This window comes from Polynucleobacter sp. IMCC30063 (assembly GCF_021395235.1).
Taxonomy (GTDB): Bacteria; Pseudomonadota; Gammaproteobacteria; order Burkholderiales; family Burkholderiaceae; genus Polynucleobacter.
Window position 1 is genome coordinate 272,059 of the sequence record NZ_JAJVCQ010000003.1, and the last position, 18,481, is coordinate 290,539.

The following is an 18,481-nucleotide window of genomic DNA, read 5'->3' on the forward strand; positions in this document are numbered from 1 at the left end:
GGTGAGAATTCTACTTTCTGCTCAGGCCGCCGCGCGACTTCAACCTCGGTTTGCCCTAAATTTAGCTGGGACACCCCATGAAATAGTCATAGCAGATGAGTGTCGCTTAGGGACTGATTTTGACTGTGCCTTTATATCTCGTGATGTTACGGGCTTATCTACTAAATTAGAGCTTGAGCCCAATACCCAGCACTTTTATGATTTATTACTTAATGCAGTGTCATTGCAGTGGGTGCATACGCATTCTGCTGGTAGTGATCGACCCATTTTTACAGCTTTACTCAATAACAAGCGCATGATTACGACTTCGGCGGGTGTAAATGCCGCGATTGTGGCACAGTCGGCCTTAGCTGGTATCTTAGCGCTCGCGCGGCACTTTCCAAAAATGGCTAAAAATCAGGCTCAGCGCCAGTGGCGATCTTTGATGGCGGGTACTCTTCCTGCTGATCTTGAAGGGCAGACTGCTGTCATCGTGGGCTGGGGAGCAATCGGGCAGCGAATTGCTAGATTACTGCACGCTTTTGGTGTGCATTGCGAGGTAGTGCGTTTTAATCTACCGGTTGTTGAGTCTGCGGGGCTTCAGGCGCATCCGCTTGCAGCCCTCAAGACTGTATTACCTCGAGCCAACTGGCTTATTTTGGCTTGCCCATTAAGCGTTGAAACCGAGCGCTTAATTGATGCGGCAGCTTTAAGCTGTTTGCCCCATGGTGCGTATATTATTAATATAGCGCGGGGCGAAATAATTGTTGAGGCAGATTTGCTGACTGCACTGCAGACCGGCCGCTTGGGCGGCGCTTACTTGGATGTTTTTGAGTATGAGCCATTAGGACTTGATTCGCCTTTATGGAATAGTGATAATGTGATAATCACCCCCCATTCAGCTGGTCATTCACAGGGGAATGCGCAACGGGTCGAGGACCTTTTTTTGACTAATTTAAGCCATTTTATTCAGCGACAACCCCTTATCAATTTAGTGCAATGAAATGTGTTTACTAATAGACCTTAAGCGTGGCAGTTGGTGAAACAGCTGACAAATTCTGGGCGTTTGCCGCTGGTCTCTATTCGAGATCAAGTTTCTAGCGAAGAGTGGCAAGCACGCATTGATATTGCAGCCTGTTACCGTTTATTGGCGCATTACGGTATGTCTGACATGATGGCTAATCATGTAACCTTACGCGTACCGGGCGAAGCCGATGCCTTTTTAACAAACCCTTATGGCATGATGTATGAAGAAATGACGGCCTCATGTATGTTAAAAATTAATCATGCCGGTACAGTTTTGTATACCCCCGATTTTGGCGAGCTTAATTATGGCTTTAATAAGCCGGGATATATTTTGCATAGCGCAGTTCATGTCGCACGACCTGAAATTGATTGCGTGATTCATACTCATACGCCTGCTGGTATGGCGGTCGCTGCATTGCAATGCGGTTTATTACCCCTGACACAAACAGCGATGCGGTTTCATCATATTGCTTACCATGACTATTGGGGAGTGGTATTAGATCTAGCCGAACAGGCTAGCTTGGTAGCTGATTTAGGCTCGGCCGAAGCGATGATTTTGCGCAATCATGGCTTATTAACAGCAGGCAAAACGATTGGCGAAGCTTTCAATTGGATGCATCGTCTCGAGTTATCCTGCCGCTCCCAATTGGCTGCCATGGCCTGTAATACGCCTTTCAGCCCTGTGCCTGAAACGATCATCGAGGAGACTTATCAAAATTATCAGCCAACCACCCGCCGGCCCTATGGATTAATGGAGTGGCCTGCCTTATTACGAATGCTCGAGCGGCAGGACCCCAGCTTTAGGGAATAGGGGGGCTTGGGGCAAAGTACGCTATCCTTTAGCTAATTTACAGAATTGTGGCGCAAAATTAACCATGTCGATCTATACCAAATTTGAAAAACTGACCCTCAAGGCGAAGCTTACTATTAGCTTTTCGCTCATTATTATTATGACCGCGATATTAGGCGGCTTATCGATTTATAACTATGGCATTTTGGGCCAAGATACTGAGTGGCTGTATTTACAAAGTACCTTAGGCGTTAGTTCCGCTAAAGAGGTTAAGGTAGAAGTGCTTATTATTGGTCAAGATGTGAGCCAATATTTATTAGCGCCTACTGTGCTCAATAAAGAAGACCTTGCTAAGCATCAAAGTGAAATCACAGCGAAGCTTGCTAAGCAAAAAGATCTAATTAAAAAAACGCTTACAGAGGCCAGTAAAACTATTTCACGCCCTATAGTGCAAAAAAAGTTTGACGAAGTTAATTTATATATGGATTTGTATTTAAAGCAAGTAGATAGCATTTTAGCTGCTTACACTCAGTCACCCGCTAGTGCGACGAAAATTATTTTTGGTCCTGAATATATGGCGCTAGAAAATAAAGCATTAGGGGCCTTAGATGAATTTATTAATCTCAAGTTAGTAAGCGCCAAAGGTAGATATGAAGAGGCCCAAGCGATTAAAAGTAATGTGATTTACACCACGATTGCGATTATTTTACTAACCATTTGCATCAGTATTTTTGTTGGTTACTTATTGCGTCGATCTATTATTAGTCCCCTTAATGAATTAAAAAATGCGATTAGTAATTTGGCAGAATCAAAGTTCAATAACCTTATTGGGAACTTAGATCATTCTGGCGTCATTGGTCGGATTGCTTTATCGACCCAAACTTTGCAGGCGAATTTAAAAAAGGCTTTGCAAGACATCAATGAAAACACCTTGGTAGTGAGCAGTTCTGCTGAAGAGCTAGCAGCTGTGAGCACCCAAATGAGTGCAGCTGCTGAGGAAACGGCAGCGCAAGCGTCTGAAGTTTCGAAGTCGTCTGCCCAGGTAAGTGAAAATACCCAAACGGTTGCCACTGCAATGGAGGAATTTAGTTCGAGTATTCGCGAAATTTCGATTAACACTGCTGAGGCTTCTAAGGTAGCGCATCAGGCGGTTGATACCGCTAAAAATACCAGCGTGAAAATGAACAAGCTTAGCGAAAGTAGCGTTGAGATTGGTCAAGTGCTTAAAGTTATTTCAGGTATTGCAGAGCAAACCAATTTATTAGCCTTGAATGCGACAATTGAGGCTGCTAGGGCGGGTGAATGGGGTAAAGGTTTTGCGGTGGTAGCCAACGAAGTGAAAGAGTTAGCCAAACAAACAACTAAGGCCACCAACGAAATTTCAACTTATATTGATGCTATTCAGGGTGACACCCAAGAAACTCAAGCATCAATTAATGATATTTCAGACATCATTGCAAAAATTGATGATATTTTAAATACGATTGCAAGCGCGGTAGAAGAACAGGCTACGGTGACCAATGAAATTGTGCGCAATGTCTCTAATTCAGCATCTGGTGTTTCGGTTATTGCGGAAACCATTAAATCTGTAGCTGAAGCATCAAAAAATACAACAATTGGTTCAGCTGATGTGCAGAAATCGTCAGTTGAACTAGCCCAAGTTGCCGCACAATTAAAGAATTTATTGGCCCGTTTTGTTTTTTAGCGCCGCTTTTTCTTGCGGGAGCGAATATTTAAAAGTTCAACTCCCAAAGAAAAGCTAATAGCTACATAAACATAACCCTTGGGAATATGGACGCCCATGCCTTCAGAGATAAGGACGACACCAACGACGGTGAGAAATGATAAGGCTAGTACTTTGATGGAGGGGTGATGCTGTACAAAATCACCAATTGGCTTGGCAGCGATGAGCATAACGGCAATGGATACTAAAACCGCTGCAATCATGATGGCCACTTCATCAACTAGGCCAACCGCGGTAATAACGCTATCAAGCGAAAAAACGATATCAAGAATACCAATTTGGAGAACCGCACCCCAAAAAACCTTTTGTTTTTGCTCTTCAGTAATTGGCGCTTGAGTTTTGTTGTGGGCGTCTGCGTCGGCCGTTTCTTTGTCTTCGACCTCTAAATAGATTTCTTTTGAGGCTTTCCAGAGCAGGAAAAAGCCACCAGCCAACAAAATAAAATCACGTCCACTTATAGCGTGACCCATAGCCGTAAAAATAGGCTCAGTCAGCCCCATCACCCAAGATAGGCTGAGCAATAATAAAACCCGCGTGAGGAGGGCAAATAAAAGCCCAAATTGGCGCACCCGGCTTTGCATTTCCAGCGGTAGGCGATTGGCGAGGACGCTAATAAAGATAATGTTATCGATGCCAAGCACTATTTCAAGGGCCGAAAGGGTTAAAAAGGCGATCCAGGCATTGGGATCTAAAAAGAGTTCGAGCATGAATTTAGGTGCAGGGCTAACTGTGGCAAAAGCTGATACTAAGCCCTTTTTACTATATTGACTGAAGTTGGCTTATTGCATATAGTTAGTAGGGTTTTCCCATGTAACAAAAAAAGGCGTTAATAGGTATATTTTCAGATCAAAGTAAAGGGTAGCAATGACACATGGGGGGCGGAGTATAAATAAATGGGGCAGACGAGTAATGGCGACATATACCGGGGTAACGCTCTCTTTTGGTTTGTCCAGCTTAAGTGTGGCGCAAAATCAAGCGATGCCAGCCTTAAGCTCTCAGCAATTGAACCAGATTAATAATCAGCCCTTGGTGAACCCAGTACCAGAGCCAGGCAATGCGTATGGCCCGAGCTCGCGTCAAATGAACCGAGAGTCGGCAACAGACCCAAATGCAATAACCGTATTAGGGCGACCTCTTTCTGGTCCAGGTTCAGAAAAACCAATTCGGTTACAACCCTCAGATGCATCGGGAGAGACTAATATTCTGAATATCCCTTTTAATTAAATTGATTGAATGCAACTACAAAGGATTACCTCATGATTCAAAAAACTATATCTAAATCGACTAAGGCGGCAGTGAAAAAAGCCCCAATGAGAAAGTCCGCCTTAAAAAAAGTAGCGACAAAAAAAACCCCAGTGCGGAAATCCACTGCGAAGAAGGTGGGCATTAAAAAGTCAACGCGCAGCACTAATCCGGCGCCAAAATTTGTAGTTCAACCGCTGGCCCCAGAATTAAGTAAAAAAGATAAAAAGAAGCGGGCTGGAAAAGTACATAAGTCGGTAACGAATCGTGAATTTAAGATTTTGATTAAACCATCTGGCCTCGATCGACGTAATCGGATTGATGAGTTAAGTACTAAGCTGATGATTTTCTGTAAAAAACAGGGCATTCACTTTACTCATCTGGATAATGCGACAACAGGCTTACGTACAGTGTATTTCTTTGATACACCCAATGAAGATTTACGTAATCATAATTTAATTTTGCGGGTACGCGAATCACGCGAGGATGTATGGATCGATGACTGGTGCGAGGTCACCTTTAAATGCCGCGCCCGTGACCTCGGAGCCTCTTTAGTATTTAACCCAATGCCGTCCGATAAAACTAAATCGCGGGCACGCTTCAAAGAAGAAATTTTAAAGGGCGACGCGATTGGGACCCAACGGCAAATTTATTCAAACAATGCAATTTTAGATGCAGTACCGGTGGATGAAATTTTTGCGCACAGTTTGGCTAGCGCCATTGCGATGTTTCCAACCTTAGGTAAGCTTGGTTTGCCAAAAAGTACCCCGATTGATGTGGTGGGCGGACTAAAAAATAAAATTTTAGAAGCTTGCTTACCATTGGGTAACTTAGTATTTGGCGCTGGGGTTCAGGCGCATTGCGAAATTGCCATTTGGATGCGCAGTGTTGGCGAACCTATTGTTGGTGAACTGGCTTTCTCTTACCATGTAAACGATCATAATCGTAAAGAAGCCAAGGCACATAAACGGGCTGATAAGTTCTTCAATGCGCTGCAAATTGAGTTCGCCAATTGGATTGAAGTGGGCTCAACGAAAACAGCATTGGTTTATGGTAAACCTGAGTGAGTAGCTCAACCGAAGAACAGACGCAAAGCCTGCAAGCGGCAGCAGTTGGGGTAGGTGAGTCGCCACCGCGACCCACGCTGTTTGAGCTTTTTTGGCAGTTTATGGTGATTGGCGCAGTGAGCTTTGGCGGCGGCATTATTGCCTACGAACAAATATTACTGGTTGAAAAAAAGAAGTGGTTGAATTTGGATGATTTTATGGCCACTCTAGCAATTAGCCAGACAATGCCAGGTTTAAATTCTGTCAACATGGCAGTGTTAACGGGTGATCGCCTCAGGGGCGTATTGGGGGCAATAGCGGCGGGCTTGGGCTTAATCGTACCAGGCGCGGCATTTGTTTTAATAGTGGGTATTGCCTACATGGCAAAGCCGGATCACCCCATTGCGAACTTAATATTGGCTGGGATTGCTGCTGGCGCAACGGGTTTATTGGCGGCCATTACCTACAAGATTGGGCAAGGCCATTTACGCCATATTATTTCCTGTTTAATTATTATTACTACCTTTGTTTTAATGAGTTTTTTTAAGTTGCCATTAATTATTGTTTTGCTAATAATGGCCCCAATTGCGTTGTTTATTTATCGGCCTCGTTAAATGATTAGTATCTTAATTCAGCTGTTCATGACCTTTGGTCTACTATCTTTATTGGCAGTGGGTGGTGGTACAGCGGTGCTGCCCGAAATGCAGATTGTTTTAAATGAACAATTTCAAGTTGATCATATGAAATTTGTGGAGGTATATAGCATTGGTCAGTTAGCCCCCGGCCCAAACATGATGATGGTCATTGTATTTGGCTTTCAGCTAGCTGGTTTAGCGGGTGCCTTGACGGTGCTGCTGTCATTCTTTTTGCCTTCGAGTATTTTATGTTTGACGGTAGGGCGAATTTGGGTACGCATCGGTGAAAGCCCATGGCGTCGTGCTGTACAAAATGCGTTAGAACCGATATCAATTGGTTTAATGTGCGCGGGAGTATTCGCAGTTGCCAAGGCAGCGATTAATGGGCCAGTGAGCATTGGGCTTGCGATAGCTGTGCTTGTAATTTTACTTTTTTCTCGCACTAACCCAGTCTATTTAATTTTAGGGTCTGGCTTAGTTGGGGGCGCCCTAATGTACTTTACAAGGTTTACCTAAACAGGGAAAAAGCATACTTAGTATTTACTAAGTAGCTTGAATTAATTGGCATTAGTGGGTAAGACTTTATTGGGATTGAGAATATTTAGCGGATCTAGAGCAGTTTTAATAGTCGCCATGAGATCATGCGCAATGGCGCCCTTATGGGCGCGCAAATCGTGCAACTTCAGTTGCCCGATGCCGTGCTCTGCAGAAATAGAGCCACCAAATTTTTCTACCATGCCATAAATGATATCGTGCACGCTAGTTTCATTTGCCTGATTAAAGATGGCACTATCTGTCCCCACTGGGGCGGCTACGTTGTAATGCAAATTTCCATCACCAAGGTGGCCAAAGTTAATGATGCGAACTTGCGGATATTTTGCTCGTAGTACCGCATCGGTAGCGCTAATAAAATTATCTAAGGCAGAAAGTGGAATAGTAATGTCATGTTTTAGATTGGCGCCTTCTTGAGCTTGGGCTAAGGTAATGTGTTCACGCATTTGCCAAAAAGTATTGGCCTGCGCAATGGAGCTAGCAATAATTGCGTTACTAGCTATACCGAGCTCTAAGGCCTCAGCCAAAATAGACTCGACTAAATTTCGGGCATGCGCTTCACTTTCATGATCGGAAAACTCAATTAAGACCGTGAAGGGTGGATTCTCGCCTAAGGGGTTACGCATTTGGGGGAATTGTTTTTCAGTTAAAGCAAGTGACTCAGCCGTCATCATTTCAAAGCCAGTTAAGAGAGTGGTGGCCTTTTGTTTAAATAAATTCAGCAATTGAATTGTTGCGGGAATGCTGGGTGTTGCAACCAGTGAGGTCCATTGGCAAACTGGCATGGGGTATAGCTTTAAAACGGCGGCTGTAATTATGCCAAGAGTGCCTTCTGAGCCAATAAATAAGTCACGCAAGTCATAGCCCGTATTGTCTTTACGTAAGCCTCGTAGGCCATTCCATATTTTTCCTTGAGCAGTTACAACTTCAAGCCCGAGGCATAAGTCGCGGGCATTGCCATAGCGCAATACATTAGTACCGCCTGCATTGGTAGCTAAATTGCCGCCAATACAGCAGCTGCCTTCGGCGCCCAGACTGAGTGGAAAAAGTAAATCCTGTGCGGCAGCAGCTTCCTGAATGGTTTGCAAGACACATCCTGCCTCAACCGTAATAGTTTGATTATCGATATCAAGTCCGCGAATTTGATTCATCCGTTTCAGGCTTACTACCACTTGCGTGCCACTTTGGTCTGGTGTAGCCCCGCCGCATAGGCCAGTATTCCCACCCTGTGGCACTAGGGCTATACCAAACTCAGTGCAGATCTGCACAATTTCAGCCAATTCAGGAGTATTGCTAGGCAGTAATACGGCCAATGCATTGCCAAAGTAGCGCTTACGCCAATCGCATAAAAAAGGCGCCATATCGTCAGTTGTACAAAGTATTTGGGTAGATTTTAAGCGGGCTTGAAATGCACTAAGTGCGGCGCTGGGATTCATGTTTTAAGTGGCTTCTGGCGGACTGTTAATTTATATTACTTGATATTAATACGGGTTAGCGCGGCGCTTTTTCTTCGCAGCATCTTTTAGCGGCTTCAGATAAAGTAATAGCGCTATAAAAGTTGTGGTGGCTAAAATCAATTCTAAAATTGCGAAGTAGCGATTTGCACCTGTTTCTGCAATGCGCACTAATGCCTCGGCTAGGTAAATTAAAATTAACATTGAAGCGCACTGCATGATGTAGTTTTTACCTTGCCAAATACCAGGCAAGACGAGTATTAAGGGCAAAGCTTTGAGAACCAGCCACGAACCACCAGGGCGCAAGGGCGCAAGAAACCATTCCCAAGCGATGCATAAAATAATTAAATCGGCTACAGCGGCAGCAGCAATAAGCTGATACAGATTTTTTTTTTCGAGGCGGTCAAGTACGCTAAAGTGCATTGTTCAAACTCATTAGGCCCGCACCAATTGAAGAGCGGTATGGGCAAGGCGCTTGCCTTGGGCAATGGCAAGGCGTTTTTCGGCAGCGCTAATTGGTGCTTTGCCATCGGCATGAGCTACGTGACTAGCACCGTAGGGGCTACCCCCACTGGTAGTACTCATTAAATCTGTTTCGCTATAGGGCAGACCCATGACCAGCATGCCATGGTGCAATAGGGGAATCATCATGGTGAGCAGGGTTGACTCTTGACCGCCATGTAAGCTACCAGTACTGGTAAAAACACATGCGGGTTTATTGGTAAGACTGCCATTGATCCAATGGGTAGATGTGCCATCTAAAAAGTATTTTAAGGCGGCTGCCATTTGGCCAAACCGCGTAGGCGAACCGAGCGCTAAACCACTGCATTCCTGCAGGTCGCTATATTCAGCGTAAGGTGCACCATCACTTGGAATGCTGGGTTCAGTGGCTTCACAAACTGCTGAAATTGCCGGCACTGTTCGCAGTCGAGCTTTTACCCCTGGGACAGATTCAATGCCCTCAGCTATCAGCCGCGCCAAATCGCGGGTGGCGCCATAGCGCGAGTAATAGAGTACCAATATGGTTATTTCAGTCATCATCATTTTCTAGTGTAAACGGGCTTGGCCTTATGATACGGCGATGCAGATAGTTCGTAACCCCCAATTATGGCTCGCTTTAGGTCGGGAATTATGGCTGCGTAATCGCGACCATCATTTACCCCAAATTGCTGCCAGTTTAGCTTTCACCACCACCTTGGCTTTGGTACCCGTTATTACCGTGGGATCATTATTGTTGGGGTATTTGCCGATGATGGTGCGCTTGCGCCATGCTACTCAGGACTTCATCTTGCAGACCTATATGCCTGGCGGGATGAATAAACAGGTATTACTGTATTTAGATCAATTCACCAGTAAGGCCAAGGGCCTCACTTTTATCGGCTCTTTGGGGCTGTTAATCACCACTATTTTGGCGATTGCGGTTGTTGAACAGGCTTTCAATCAAATTTGGCGGGTAAAGGCTCGTCGGCCCATGCTGCGCAGGGTGGCCATCTATTCGGCTGCAACCTTTTTGGGGCCCATTTTGCTCGGCGTTGGCATTTACTTTAGCTCCTTGCTGTTAAGTGCTGCCGAGGGTTGGACTGAAACCCTCAGTACAGGCTTGCAACTATTGGCCACGGTTTTACCGATTTTTTTGGCGCTAGCGGTCTATACCGTGGTATATCGGGTCTTGCCATATGCCCCTGTCAGTTGGCGGGATGCCTTAATTGGTGGATTTTGTGCAGCGCTGGTTTTTGAGCTAACTAAATTTGGCTTTGGCTTCTTCATTACGAAAACTCCCTTTTATAAAACCGTTTACGGCGCTTTTGCCATTCTGCCGCTTGCCTTAATTTGGATTTATGTCACTTGGTGGGTTACTTTAGCGGGGGCTGTTTTAGTGGCTAATTTACCCATCATTCGGGCTGGTCTTGATGTGGGTAGAGGGATTAAATTAGTCAAACCAGATGAACCTCGGCAACCTACTATGCATTAGCCGTATTGCGTGAAGTCAGCCTTCGAGCTATATTGGTACCATCAAGAGGAGATAAGATGAAAGTACGCGATATTTTGCGGGTTAAGGGCAGCGCACTTTATACCGTTTCACCTGATTTGCCTTTGCAGACTGCGATCTTAGTAATGGATGAGCACGATATTGGCTCTTTAGTGGTGATGGAGTATGAAGAACTCGCTGGCATCCTCACTTTTCGCGAAGTCATTCAAGCTTTAGCAAAAAATCATGGCGCTACTGCCGACTTACACGTCCGTTCTGTGATGAATGCCGAGCCCTTAACGTGCACGATGGATACCGAGTTAGATGAGGTGCGGCGGATGATGTTGGGACAACATGCACGTTACTTACCCGTTATCGATCAAGCGGTACTAATGGGGGTCATTTCCTTTTATGACGTGGCTAAAGCCATTGTCGAATCACAAGATTTTGAAAATACCATGCTGAAGGCATATATTCGCGACTGGCCGCAAGAAGATTCTGGGGTAGCGCCAAGTTCGCCAGCTTAGAATGCCATAATAGAAGTATGTCAGGAAATACCTTAGGCCTTCTCTTTTGCGTAACCACCTTTGGCGAATCTCATGGCCCTGCCATTGGCGCAGTGGTTGATGGATGTCCGCCAGGTATGCCCTTATCAGTTGCCGATTTACAAATCGATTTAGATCGACGTAAGCCCGGTACTTCAAGGCATGTAACGCAGCGTAAGGAAGAAGATCAGGTTGAAATTATAGCCGGCGTTTTTGAAGGCAAAACCACCGGCACACCGATTTGTTTACTCATTCGTAATGCCGACCACCGTAGCCAAGATTACAGCGAAATTTTGCATACCTTTCGACCTGGACATGCCGATTATGTATACCACCATAAATATGGTTTCCGTGACCCTCGTGGTGGCGGGCGTTCTTCAGCGCGTTTAACTGCGCCCATTGTGGCTGCCGCGGGCATTGCCAAAAAATGGTTGCGCCAGCAATATGGTACGGAGATTACGGGCTACATGAGCCAGCTTGGCGATATTGCCATTCCCTATATTGATGGATCGCAAATTGAATTGAATCCTTTTTTTGCGCCGAACGCAGCCATTATTTCGCAGCTTGAAGAGCGCATGGATGCATTACGCAAAGCAGGTGACTCGTGTGGTGCGCGAATTGAGGTGCGGGCAAAAAATATTCCCGTGGGTTTAGGCGAGCCCGTATTTGATAAATTAGATGCAGATCTTGCCTATGCCATGATGGGCATTAATGCAGTTAAGGGCGTGGAAATTGGCGATGGTTTTGGGGTAGTTACGCAACACGGTAGTGAACACGGTGATGAAATGTATCCCGATGGTTTTGCTAGCAATCATGCTGGCGGTGTTTTAGGGGGTATTGCGTCCGGCCAAGAGCTTCGAGTATCGATTGCCATTAAGCCCACTTCAAGTATTTTGAGCGCAAAGCATTCAATTGATATTGAAGGCAAGCCAATTACCTTACAAACTAAGGGGCGCCATGATCCTTGCGTAGGGATTCGCGCAACTCCCATTGCTGAAGCCATGATGGCCTTAGTTTTAATGGATCATGCTTTACGTCATCGCGCTCAATGCGGCGATGTGGTGCTTGACGTAGCGCCGATTGCTGCCGCACGGCCAGGCTCAAGCAAAACCAACTAAATGGTTTGTCGATGACACCTTTTGTACGCAGGGCCTTCGGGGCCCTGTTCTTTTTATATTTTGCGTATATTGGTTTAGTTACCCCGTTTGCCAGTTTATATTTTGCAAAGCTGGGGTTTAGTGCTCTGGAAATTGCTAGCTTAATGTCGATGATGCAAATCACCCGCATCTTAGGACCATTTTCTTGGGGTTGGCTGGCCGATTTTTTTGGTGAACGGATCGGCATCATGCGCTTCTGTGCAGCTTTAGCCGCGCTGATCTTTTTATTTATTTTTTTTCTACCTAATTACTTCGCATTTTTAGTATGGATGTTTGTGGTGCATACGATTCTGAGTGCGCTCATGCCTTTAGGTGAATCAGCGACGATTCATGCATTGCATCGCGATAATTCGTTTGATCAGCGCTATGGTCGTTTGCGCCTATGGGGCTCAATTGGTTTTATTGCTATGGGCTTATTTGCGGGAGAATTATTTCAACAACGCGGCATTGAATTATTTCCATGGGTAGGTGCCACCGTGTTGTTTGCCTTAGCGTGCAATACCTGGTTCTTATATGAGCCCAAATTAGAGCGCCATCAAATGCAAAAGGGTGAGCTTTTACAGGTCTTAAAGCAAGGTCCTGTACAGTGGTTTTTAGCAGCAGCTTTTTGGATGATTTTTGGCCATGCAGCCTTATATGTTTTTTACTCCTTATATCTATTTGATTTAGGTTATAACAAATTTCAGATCGGTTTATTTTGGACGCTAGGAGTAGCTGCCGAAGTTGTATTTTTTTATTATCAAAGTCAGTTTATGAGTCGCTTTGAGTCAAAACGCATTTTGCAATGGAGTTTTGCGCTTGGCGTCGTGCGTTTTTTATTGATCGCCTATGTGGTGGTTACACCCGTGTTGATTTTTGCCCAGTTGCTGCATGGTGCCACTTTCGGTGCGCATCATAGCGCCACTACGAAATTATCTCAACGTTGGTTTAGGGGCCCATTACAGGCTCGCGGGCAGGCTTTAATTATTATGATTGCGTACGGCTTTGGCGGATCTTTAGGCGGGTTGTGTGCTGGTTGGATTTGGGAATCATTGGGACCAAATCAAGTATTTGCTATGGCAGCACTGGCTTGCCTCTTAGCTTTTATAGCGATTTATTTTGTGCCAAATGACGCGCGTACATTAGAGCAGAAAAGCTAAGACGTTTTGCTAGACGCGTTACATTGCGCCATAATTCGGACCACCACCGCCTTCAGGCGTTAGCCAGATAATATTTTGGCTTGGGTCTTTGATGTCACAGGTTTTGCAATGCACACAATTTTGTGCATTTATTTGTAGCTGCACTTGGCCGTCTCTTTCGAGATATTCATAAACGCCAGCTGGGCAATAGTATTGTTCTGGTCCAGCATAGGTTTTGTAATTAAGCGCCACTGGAATAGTCTGATCAAGCAAGGTTAAATGGCTTGGTTGATTTTCAGTATGATTTGCGTTGGAAACAAATACCGACGATAGGCGATCAAAGGTTAAGCTACCATCAGGCTTGGGATATTTAATAGGGTGATGCTGTGCTGCCGGATCGAGACACTCATGGTCAGCATATCGATTGTGGATCGTCCAAGGCACATGCCCACCCATGATTTTTTGCTCTAAGCCAACCATCACAGTGCCTAAATACAGTCCTTTTGACATCCAGGGTTTAAAGTTACGCGTCTGTTTTAATTCTTGATAGAGCCAACTCGTTTTAAATGTAGCGGGGTAAGCCTTAAGTAAATCGCCAGCCCGATTTTCGGCAATGGCAGCTACCGCAGCATCGGCTGCTAACATGCCGGTTTTTATTGCTGCATGACTACCTTTAATGCGTGCAGCATTCAGGTAACCGGCATCGCAACCAATAAGTGCACCACCAGGGAAAATGGTTTGCGGGAGACTATTAAGACCGCCTGCCGTAATAGCGCGAGCGCCATAAGCAATGCGCTTGCCACCAATAAAAGTAGGCCGTATATGTGGATGAGTTTTATACCGTTGAAACTCTTCGAAGGGGCTGAGGTAGGGGTTGCGATAGGACAGACCGACGACGATACCCACGGCGACTAAATTATCTCCATAGTGATATTGAAATGAACCACCATAGGTGTCATTATGCAGTGGCCAACCAGCGGTATGTACTACCAGTCCAGCATGATGCTGTTCGGGCTTTACTTCCCACAACTCTTTAATGCCCAGACCATAACTTTGCGGATCACTTTGGGCGTCGAGGGCATAACGATTGATTAATTGTTTACCTAGGTGACCGCGTGAACCTTCGGCGAACAAAGTGTACTTACCATGCAATTCCATGCCGAGTTGAAATTGCTCGCTCGGTAAACCGGCCTTATTCATACCAACAGCACCAGTAATAACGCCGCCGACTGCGCCAGCTGGTGTATACATAATTTCAGTGGCAGGAAAGCCGGGAAAAATATCAACCCCTAAAGCTTCAGCCTCTTGGCCCATCCAGCGGGTGAGGTTGGCCAAACTGACAATGAAATTACCATGATTTTTAAAGCAATTAGGCAGCAGCCAATTAGGCACTGCATAGGATTGTTGTGCAGTCAAAAAGAGAAAGCGATCAGCCGTTACCGCTGTCTCGATGGGTGCCCCTAAGGTCTGCCAATTAGGAAGGAGTTCATTTAAGGCGATTGGGTCGATTACTGCACCAGAGAGAATATGGGCGCCTATTTCTGAGCCCTTTTCAAGTACGCAGACACTGATTTCTTGTTGTTTACTTGCGGCTACTTGCTTGGCCCGTATAGCGGCTGCTAGCCCTGCAGGACCGCCACCAACGATGACCAGGTCATAGGCCATCGACTCACGCGGACCATAGTGCTCAAGTAATTCGGCAGAAGTCATACGGCAAATAGGGAGTAAGGCGGTTTCATCAAGCTACAGTTTAATTCTTTTTGGGGCTTTGCTGCGCTTCGCTTTGTGGCAAACCAGTTATGATTAGCATTTATTTTCCAAAATAAGGAATTAGAAGCGATGAACAAGGTTTTTTCTTCGGCGCAAGAGGCGCTTAGCGATGTGATGCGGGATGGTCAAACGATTGCAGTTGGAGGTTTTGGCCTATGTGGCATACCAGAGGCCTTAATTCTGGCCGTCAAGCGTCTCGGTTTTCAAAATTTAACTGCGATTTCAAATAATGCGGGCGTCGATGATTTTGGTTTAGGTATTTTATTAGTTTCACGCCAAGTAAAAAAAATGATTGCATCTTACGTTGGTGAAAACAAAGAATTCGAACGTCAATATTTAGCAGGTGAATTGGAGTTGGAATTTACTCCACAAGGAACATTGGCTGAAAAATTACGCGCTGGTGGTTGCGGCATCCCGGCGTTTTTTACCAAAACAGGAGTTGGGACTATTGTGGCTGATGGCAAAGAAATTCGTGAGTTTGATGGTCGTAAATATGTGCTGGAGCGTTCTTTGGTTGCCGATATTTCGTTGGTTAAAGCATGGAAGGCCGATCGCGCTGGTAATTTAGTCTATCGATATACCGCGCGTAATTTTAATCCGGTGGTGGCTATGGCCGGGATGATTACGATTGCCGAGGTTGAGGAGATTGTAGAAAATGGCATGCTTGATCCTGATGAAATTCATACGCCAGGAATTTATGTCCACCGCATTGTCCTGAATGCTAATCCCGAAAAGCGTATTGAACAGCGCACCCTTTCGCCAGCTACTGCGTAAGTATTTGCTATATATATACCAACCCAATTAACGATGCAATAAACTGATTAATAAGGAAGATTGAAATGCCGTGGAGTAGAGAAGAGATGGCGGCTCGTGCCGCTAAAGAATTACGCGATGGTTATTACGTTAATTTAGGAATTGGCCTACCCACCTTAGTGGCCAACCATGTACCAGAGGGTATGGAAGTTTGGCTGCAATCGGAAAACGGCATGCTTGGCATTGGCCCTTTTCCAACAGAGGCCAAAGTGGATGCTGATTTAATTAATGCTGGCAAGCAGACTGTGACAACAATACCTGGTACCGCAATTTTTTCATCGGCTGATTCATTTGGCATGATTCGCGGTGGCAAAATTAATATTGCTATTTTGGGTGCGATGCAGGTCAGTGAGTTTGGCGATTTGGCCAACTGGATGATTCCTGGGAAAATGGTCAAGGGTATGGGCGGAGCAATGGATTTAGTGGCTGGTGTAAAAGATGTGGTGGTGCTGATGGAGCACGTTGCGAAGAAAAAAGATGGTTCAGAAGAGCTGAAAATTTTGCCCCAATGCACTTTGCCTTTGACAGGAGTGGGGGTAATTGATCGCATCATTACCGATTTATGTGTTTTAGATATTACGCCCAACGGGTTGAGGCTAGTTGAATTAGCTCCCGGAGTAACTAAAGAAGAGGTAGTGGCAAAGACCGGTGCTAAGATTGATTTAAGCGCTGTCACTTAAGCATCATGAATGGATGAAATAATAGTATTTAATGAATACGCATGAGCATCAAGATCGCCCAATTGCTCATGCGCATGCGCATACAGAGGAAGAGTTAGTCGCCTCTAGTGCCTTACATGCCCATAAAAAAGGCGACGCTAAGCATACCCATTCCAAGGAAATTAATAATCAGCATTTATTAGCGATTGCCTTGGTGTTGACTTTGGGCTTTTCCTTGGTCGAAGCTATTGCTGCCTATTGGGCGGGTTCATTAGCATTACTTTCAGACGCGGGTCATATGGTGACCGATGCCGCCGCCCTTGGGCTAGCGTTGCTGGCGCAAATTATTTCCCGTCGCCCACCGTCACCGCGCCATTCATTTGGGTATGGACGAGCTGAGGCTTTAGCTGCATTTATCAATGGTTTGGCGATGCTAGCTTTGGTGGTATGGATTGTGTTTGAGGCCATCTCCCGTCTATTTACTCCGCATCAGGTAGATGGCATTGTGGTATCAATTGTTGCGGCAATTGGCTTAGCCATGAATATTGTTGTGGCTTGGGTTTTATCGCACGATCGGAAAAGTGTCAATACGCGCGCCGCTTTAGTGCACGTCATGGGCGATTTACTTGGCTCAGTAGCCGCATTGTTATCCGGCGTCATTATTCAACTGACCGGATGGATGCAGGCCGACTCTTGGTTGTCGATTCTGGTCTCATTATTAATTTTAAAATCGACTTATGCAATTTTGCGCGAGTCATATCACTTCTTAATGGAAGGTGTGCCGCTACACATTGACTATTTAGAAGTGGGTCGCGATCTGCGGGCGATTCCCGGCGTGTTATCTGTGCATGATTTACATGTTTGGGAAATGGCTCCCAGTTTTCCAGCGCTGATTGGTCATATTGAAGTTGAGCAGCTTGCTGATTGGCCCGCGGTTATGGCGCGAATTAATACGATGTTGTTAAATAAACATGGCATTGATCATGTGACTTTGCAGCCCGAAGCAATGCATGAGCCTGATGTGACAAGTAAAGCTCAACTTGCTCTGCAGGATCGGCAACCTGCAGTTGCACCAGCGGCTCTTGACATACACCGCGGCAACACCTTTTATGTGGAATGTGCTCACTCGGGTGGTTTGCACCGTATGGCTTATCACGCTTGGGGCAATCCCCGCAATCCTCAGGTCTTAATTTGCGTACACGGCCTCACCCGTAGGGGCAGCGACTTTAAGCAATTAGCCTTGGCAATGAGCACCAAATACTATGTGGTATGCCCTGATGTAGTGGGGCGGGGTGAGTCTGACTGGTTAAGCAATTCCATGCTTTATGGTATTCCGCAATATGTTAGCGACATGGTCACTTTGGTGGCGCATTTAGGGGTCTCGCAGGTCGATTGGTTTGGTACCTCGATGGGCGGGATGATTGGCATGGTGTACGCTGGCATGGCCGATTCGCCGATTCGCAAATTATTGCTTAATGATGTTGGGCCTCGCATTGAACCTGCAGCGTTAAAACGTTTGGGTTCTTATGTTGGCAAGCCCTTGCGTTTTATCAATCGAGCCGATGCTTTAGCGCAGTTAAATTTACTGTGCACGACTTTTGGCGAACATACTGCCGCAGAATGGGATGACTATAACGGCCCCCATTTAGTTGAGCATAAGGGTGCATGGGAAGTCCATTACGACCCTGCAATTGCCGTGCCATTTGCGGCCGTCAATGCGCTTACCGCTGCGGCTGGGGAAATGGCACTATGGCATAGCTTTGAACAGATTCAGGTGCCGATTTTAATTGTGCGCGGTGCCGAATCAGACTTACTCTCGGCTGCAACTGTGGCGGAAATGTGTCGTCGTAACAAGCATGCTCGTAGTCTTGAGATTCCTTTAGTTGGGCATGCCCCTGCATTTATTAAGCCTGCGCAAATTACCCTGGCCAGAGATTTTTTTAATTAGCTCAACCAGTCTCTAAATATCCCTTGGTCATTTA

The 18,481-nt window shown here is 45.7% G+C and carries 19 protein-coding genes; 14 read left to right on the top strand and 5 right to left on the bottom strand.

What is annotated here, in order from left to right:
- The first annotated feature begins 1 nt into the window (after position 1).
- From LZG75_RS07855 to LZG75_RS07865, 3 genes are all read left to right on the top strand, one after another.
- Positions 2 to 982 (top strand): D-2-hydroxyacid dehydrogenase, encoded by a 981-nt coding sequence (locus LZG75_RS07855; protein WP_233923532.1) that lies wholly within the window; start codon positions 2 to 4, stop codon positions 980 to 982.
- Between the two features lie 45 nt (positions 983 to 1,027).
- Positions 1,028 to 1,816 carry a class II aldolase/adducin family protein gene (locus LZG75_RS07860; protein ID WP_233937205.1) on the top strand — a complete coding sequence of 263 codons (789 nt, stop codon included), beginning with the start codon at positions 1,028 to 1,030 and terminating at the stop codon, positions 1,814 to 1,816.
- 64 nt (positions 1,817 to 1,880) lie between these two features.
- Positions 1,881 to 3,500, top strand: a complete 1,620-nt coding sequence (locus LZG75_RS07865; RefSeq protein WP_233937074.1) for a methyl-accepting chemotaxis protein — start codon at positions 1,881 to 1,883, stop codon at positions 3,498 to 3,500.
- Here LZG75_RS07865 and LZG75_RS07870 read toward each other — a convergent pair.
- A complete protein-coding gene (locus tag LZG75_RS07870) occupies positions 3,497 to 4,246 on the bottom strand; it encodes a TerC family protein (protein WP_233923530.1) in 750 nt (249 codons plus the stop codon). The two genes, LZG75_RS07865 and LZG75_RS07870, sit on opposite strands and share 4 nt — an antisense overlap.
- Positions 4,247 to 4,448: 202 nt before the next feature.
- On the opposite strand from LZG75_RS07870, the gene LZG75_RS07875 reads away from it, so the two are divergent.
- From LZG75_RS07875 to LZG75_RS07890, 4 genes are read left to right on the top strand one after another with little or no spacing between them, the layout of a single operon-like run.
- On the top strand, positions 4,449 to 4,763 hold the full coding sequence (locus tag LZG75_RS07875; protein WP_233937077.1) for a hypothetical protein: 315 nt from the start codon (positions 4,449 to 4,451) through the stop codon (positions 4,761 to 4,763).
- Positions 4,764 to 4,795: 32 nt separating this feature from the next.
- Positions 4,796 to 5,848, top strand: coding sequence for a hypothetical protein (locus tag LZG75_RS07880; protein WP_233937079.1), 1,053 nt, complete (start codon positions 4,796 to 4,798; stop codon positions 5,846 to 5,848).
- Positions 5,845 to 6,441 carry a chromate transporter gene (locus LZG75_RS07885; protein ID WP_233923527.1) on the top strand — a complete coding sequence of 199 codons (597 nt, stop codon included), beginning with the start codon at positions 5,845 to 5,847 and terminating at the stop codon, positions 6,439 to 6,441. Before LZG75_RS07880 ends, LZG75_RS07885 begins: the two co-directional genes overlap by 4 nt.
- Entirely contained in the window at positions 6,442 to 6,978 is a 537-nt protein-coding gene (locus tag LZG75_RS07890) for a chromate transporter (protein ID WP_233937081.1), read from the top strand.
- Positions 6,979 to 7,019: 41 nt separating this feature from the next.
- On the opposite strand, the gene LZG75_RS07895 is transcribed toward LZG75_RS07890, so the two are convergent.
- Genes LZG75_RS07895 through wrbA form a run of 3 tightly spaced genes read right to left on the bottom strand, consistent with a single transcriptional unit; the run spans position 7,020 to position 9,506 of the window.
- The gene (locus tag LZG75_RS07895) at positions 7,020 to 8,450 is read right to left on the bottom strand and encodes an FAD-binding oxidoreductase (protein WP_233937090.1); all 1,431 of its coding nucleotides are present in this window, start codon (positions 8,448 to 8,450) and stop codon (positions 7,020 to 7,022) included.
- Between the two features lie 45 nt (positions 8,451 to 8,495).
- On the bottom strand, positions 8,496 to 8,891 hold the full coding sequence (locus LZG75_RS07900; RefSeq protein ID WP_233937099.1) for a DUF2069 domain-containing protein: 396 nt from the start codon (positions 8,889 to 8,891) through the stop codon (positions 8,496 to 8,498).
- 12 nt (positions 8,892 to 8,903) lie between these two features.
- Positions 8,904 to 9,506 (bottom strand): NAD(P)H:quinone oxidoreductase, encoded by a 603-nt coding sequence (gene wrbA, locus LZG75_RS07905; RefSeq protein WP_233923523.1) that lies wholly within the window; start codon positions 9,504 to 9,506, stop codon positions 8,904 to 8,906.
- 43 nt (positions 9,507 to 9,549) lie between these two features.
- On the opposite strand from wrbA, the gene LZG75_RS07910 reads away from it, so the two are divergent.
- Genes LZG75_RS07910 through LZG75_RS07925 form a run of 4 tightly spaced genes read left to right on the top strand, consistent with a single transcriptional unit; the run spans position 9,550 to position 13,278 of the window.
- The gene (locus LZG75_RS07910) at positions 9,550 to 10,440 is read left to right on the top strand and encodes a YihY family inner membrane protein (RefSeq protein WP_233937109.1); all 891 of its coding nucleotides are present in this window, start codon (positions 9,550 to 9,552) and stop codon (positions 10,438 to 10,440) included.
- Positions 10,441 to 10,496: 56 nt separating this feature from the next.
- Entirely contained in the window at positions 10,497 to 10,964 is a 468-nt protein-coding gene (locus LZG75_RS07915) for a CBS domain-containing protein (protein ID WP_233937117.1), read from the top strand.
- A gap of 17 nt (positions 10,965 to 10,981) precedes the next feature.
- Entirely contained in the window at positions 10,982 to 12,100 is a 1,119-nt protein-coding gene (gene aroC, locus LZG75_RS07920; RefSeq protein WP_233937126.1) for a chorismate synthase, read from the top strand.
- Positions 12,101 to 12,111: 11 nt separating this feature from the next.
- Positions 12,112 to 13,278 (top strand): MFS transporter, encoded by a 1,167-nt coding sequence (locus LZG75_RS07925; protein ID WP_233937129.1) that lies wholly within the window; start codon positions 12,112 to 12,114, stop codon positions 13,276 to 13,278.
- 18 nt (positions 13,279 to 13,296) lie between these two features.
- On the opposite strand, the gene LZG75_RS07930 is transcribed toward LZG75_RS07925, so the two are convergent.
- Positions 13,297 to 14,967, bottom strand: coding sequence for an electron transfer flavoprotein-ubiquinone oxidoreductase (locus tag LZG75_RS07930; protein ID WP_233937131.1), 1,671 nt, complete (start codon positions 14,965 to 14,967; stop codon positions 13,297 to 13,299).
- Between the two features lie 129 nt (positions 14,968 to 15,096).
- On the opposite strand from LZG75_RS07930, the gene LZG75_RS07935 reads away from it, so the two are divergent.
- The 3 genes from LZG75_RS07935 to LZG75_RS12330 all read left to right on the top strand — a co-directional run bounded on the left by LZG75_RS07935 (position 15,097) and on the right by LZG75_RS12330 (position 18,447).
- Positions 15,097 to 15,801 carry a CoA transferase subunit A gene (locus LZG75_RS07935; protein ID WP_233937134.1) on the top strand — a complete coding sequence of 235 codons (705 nt, stop codon included), beginning with the start codon at positions 15,097 to 15,099 and terminating at the stop codon, positions 15,799 to 15,801.
- A gap of 65 nt (positions 15,802 to 15,866) precedes the next feature.
- Positions 15,867 to 16,520: a CoA transferase subunit B gene (locus LZG75_RS07940; protein WP_233923516.1), complete on the top strand. Its 654-nt coding sequence runs from the start codon at positions 15,867 to 15,869 to the stop codon at positions 16,518 to 16,520.
- Positions 16,521 to 16,551: 31 nt separating this feature from the next.
- The gene (locus tag LZG75_RS12330) at positions 16,552 to 18,447 is read left to right on the top strand and encodes an alpha/beta fold hydrolase (RefSeq protein WP_370634802.1); all 1,896 of its coding nucleotides are present in this window, start codon (positions 16,552 to 16,554) and stop codon (positions 18,445 to 18,447) included.
- Positions 18,448 to 18,481 lie beyond the last annotated feature (34 nt).